Here is a 2,813-nt window from a genome sequence, read left to right as displayed (position 1 = left end):
GAGCACCGCCGACGCCTCCGCCAGCGTCGTACCGTCGGGGTGCGGGGTGCGGGGGTCCACGGGGACGGCGGCGCGGGCGAGTTCGGCCACTTCGCAAGCCGCCTGTGCCACGGCGAGACGGGCGCGCACGGCATCCGGTACGTCCGGTACGCCCTCTCCGCCGCCTGGACCACCGTCCGTGCTCGGCACCGGCTCACCCACGGACGAAGTAGAGGACGGTCATCGTCACGGCCGTGGCGAGGATGACGGCGCGCAGCAGCGACGCGGGCAGGCGGCGCGCGACATAGGCGCCCGCGAAGCCGCCCGTCACCGCGCCGAGCAGCATCGCGCCGAGGATCATTGGGGTGCGCAGGGCGTCCGAGGCGAGCAGGAAGAGGACGGCGGCGCTGAGGTAGATCGCGGCGAGCTGGGCGACCCGCATCGGGTTGCCGGCCGCGGCGTCGATCCCCAGGCCGATGCCCCAGAACGCCAGCATCATGATGCCTACGGCTCCGCCGAAGTATCCGCCGTACACCGCAAGGACGAACTGACCGATCAGGACGGCCCGCCCACTCATCCCGAGCGGCCGTCCGAGCGCCTCGCCCAGCGCCTTCGCCAGGTGCCGTCCGAAGGCCAGGACCAGGGTCGCGAAGGCAAGCAGCCAGGGCACCGCCGCCTCGAAGGACGCCGAGGGCAGAGCGAGTACGAGGACGGCGCCGAGCCCGCCACCCAGCACGCTGATCACGGTCAGGGACTTGGTCGACGCCGGTCCCACCGGGGCGAGTTCGCGCCGGTAGACCCAGGCGCTGACGACGGCTCCGGGCACGAGGGCGATGGTCGACGCCGCGTTCGCGGTCACCGGGGCCAGGCCGACCGCGACCAGGGCGGGCAGCGCCACGAAGGTGCCGCCGCCCCCGACGGAGTTCAGCGCCCCGGCGGCGACACCGGCGAGCAGGACGAGCAGGATCTCGGGCATCGACCGAGCATCGCGCGGCGCCCGGCGGCCGCACAATGCGTCATCGCTGTACGCAGCCTTAGGCTGAGCCGTAGGCTCCTGGGGTGCGTTACGACCTGGACGATCTGCGGCTCTTTCTGCATGTGGTGACGGAGGGCTCGATCACCGCGGGTGCGCGCCGGATGCATCTGAGCCTGCCCTCGGCGAGCGCCCGGGTGCGCTCCCTCGAACACCACGCGGGCGTCGACCTGCTCGTACGGGGCCGCCGCGGCGTCCGCCCCACCCCGGCCGGGGCGACGCTGGCCCGGCACGCCCGCGAAGTGCTCGCACAGACGGCCCGGCTGGAGAGCGCCGTGGCGAGCTACAGCAGGGCGCCGACCGCTCCGCTGACGCTGCTGTGCGGGGGTTCAGCGATGCACCGCCTGGTACCGCGGGCCCTCGCGTCGTTCCTGCTCGCGCACCCGGACGTCGATGTGACGCTCCGCGAGTGCCGGACCCCGAGGACCGTGCGGCTGCTCGCCGATGGGGAGGCGGACCTCGGCGTGGTGGTCGACGACGAGGCGCGGGACTGCGGGCTGCGCCTCGAACCGCTCGGCGACGACTCGTTGGTGGTGATCGGCCAGGCCGACGGGGTCCTGGCGGGCCGTACGTCGGTGACGTACAGCGAGGTCGCGGAGCATCCGCTGGTCGGGCTCGACGCGAACTCGTCGCTGCACCGCTGGATCGAGAAGCACCTCGGCCCGCACGCCCCGGCGGTACGCCACCGCACCAGCGTCGTCGGCCTGGGCGCGCTGGTCGAGTTGGCCGCCGCGGGCGTGGGGCTCGCGGTGGTGCCGCGCCGCGCGGTCGACCCGGACCGGGGGCTCGACGTGTGCGAACTGCGGGAGCCGTGGGCCCGGCGTGCCCATCTGCTCGCGTGGGGCGTCAAGGGCACGGACCACCGCCCGGAGGCGGTCGAGGCACTTGCGGACCATCTGCGCCGGGCGGCGGGCGCGGAGCCGGACTCACGCGTACGGCCCGACTCACGCGTACGGCCTTACTCACGCGTACGGCCCGACTCGCCCGTACCATCCAACTCGCCTGCGCAGCAAGGCACTTGAGGCGCGTACGGCAGGCGCCACAGCCCCGTCGCTCCCCCACCCCTCACCCAAACTTCTACATTGCTGTAGATTTTGAGTTCAGGGGCCGGACTCCGTTCCGACGCCTGATCCATGCCTGACCGAGGAACACTCCTCGTCGAGGAACGCGCACCATCCAGGAGGAGAACGTGGGAGTTTCGCTCGCCAAGGGCGGCAACGTATCGCTCAGCAAGGAGGCCCCCGGCCTGACCGCCGTCCTGGTCGGCCTCGGCTGGGACGTACGCACCACCACCGGCAGCGACTTCGATCTGGACGCGTCCGCGCTGCTGTGCGGCGACTCCGGGAAGGTCGCCTCCGACCAGCACTTCGTCTTCTACAACAACCTGCAGAGCCCGGACGGTTCGGTCGAGCACACCGGCGACAACCTGACCGGTGAGGGCGAGGGCGACGACGAGGTCGTCAAGGTGGACCTCGCCGCCGTACCGGCCGACGTCACCAAGATCACGTTCCCGGTCTCCATCCACGACGCGGAGAACCGCGGCCAGAGCTTCGGGCAGATCCGCAACGCGTTCATCCGCGTCGTGAACCAGGCCGACCACCAGGAGATCGCCCGCTACGACCTGAGCGAGGACGCCTCCACCGAGACCGCCATGGTCTTCGGCGAGCTGTACCGGCACGGCGCGGAGTGGAAGTTCCGTGCCGTGGGCCAGGGTTACGCCTCCGGACTGGCGGGCATCGCCCAGGACTTCGGCGTCAACGTCTGACCGACACTCGGCCCCAACACCCTGACACCCCAGCAC

3 protein-coding genes and 1 pseudogene are annotated in these 2,813 nt (G+C 72.0%); 2 read left to right on the top strand and 2 right to left on the bottom strand.

Annotation, left to right across the window (positions count from 1 at the left end; translation table 11 throughout):
* A pseudogene (locus GUY60_RS36475) lies at window positions 1-201 on the bottom strand (hypothetical protein); the annotation flags it as partial.
* On the bottom strand, window positions 194-955 hold the full coding sequence (locus GUY60_RS36470; RefSeq protein WP_161705793.1) for a sulfite exporter TauE/SafE family protein: 762 nt from the start codon (window positions 953-955) through the stop codon (window positions 194-196). The gene GUY60_RS36470 and the pseudogene GUY60_RS36475, both read right to left, overlap by 8 nt.
* Before the next feature lie 83 nt (window positions 956-1,038).
* Here GUY60_RS36470 and GUY60_RS36465 point away from each other — a divergent pair, with 83 nt between their 5' ends.
* The gene (locus GUY60_RS36465; protein ID WP_161705792.1) at window positions 1,039-2,034 is read left to right on the top strand and encodes a LysR family transcriptional regulator; all 996 of its coding nucleotides are present in this window, start codon (window positions 1,039-1,041) and stop codon (window positions 2,032-2,034) included.
* 167 nt (window positions 2,035-2,201) lie between these two features.
* Window positions 2,202-2,777: a TerD family protein gene (locus GUY60_RS36460; RefSeq protein ID WP_161705791.1), complete on the top strand. Its 576-nt coding sequence runs from the start codon at window positions 2,202-2,204 to the stop codon at window positions 2,775-2,777.
* Window positions 2,778-2,813 lie beyond the last annotated feature (36 nt).

The organism is Streptomyces boluensis (genome assembly GCF_009908195.1).
GTDB lineage: Bacteria > Actinomycetota > Actinomycetes > Streptomycetales > Streptomycetaceae > Streptomyces > Streptomyces boluensis.
The sequence above is the reverse complement of the archived record's forward strand: the minus strand, read 5'-3'. Positions and strand labels throughout refer to the sequence as shown.

Bases quoted from the DNA above. Each gene is read 5' to 3' on its own strand.
- GUY60_RS36470 (WP_161705793.1), bottom strand. From the start codon at position 955: ATGCCCGAGATCCTGCTCGTCCTGCTCGCCGGTGTCGCCGCCGGGGCG.